Origin of the sequence: Streptomyces wedmorensis, from assembly GCF_000716445.1 — a bacterium.
In the GTDB taxonomy this organism is placed as follows: Bacteria; Actinomycetota; Actinomycetes; order Streptomycetales; family Streptomycetaceae; genus Streptomyces; species Streptomyces wedmorensis.
Window position 1 is genome coordinate 1 of sequence record NZ_JNWK01000229.1, and the last position, 223, is coordinate 223.

Here is a 223-nt window from a genome sequence, read left to right on the forward strand (position 1 = left end):
GATCACCCGCTGCTGGGAGGGGCCGTTGGGGGCGGTCAGGCCGTTCGAGGCGCCGTCCTGGTTGACGGCGGAGCCGCGTACGACACCCAGGATCCGCCGACCGTTGCGCTGCGCGTCCGACAGCCGTTCGAGGAGCAGCATGCCGACGCCCTCGGCCCAGCCCGTGCCGTCCGCCGCGGCCGCGAACGGCTTGCAGCGGCCGTCCACGGACAGGCCCCGCTGC

The 223-nt window shown here is 75.3% G+C and carries 1 protein-coding gene; it reads right to left on the reverse strand.

Annotated features, from left to right (window positions below; all coding sequences use genetic code 11):
- The coding region (locus OO54_RS41210) for a beta-ketoacyl synthase N-terminal-like domain-containing protein (RefSeq protein ID WP_157856622.1) at window positions 1-223 on the reverse strand (223 nt) is incomplete at both ends.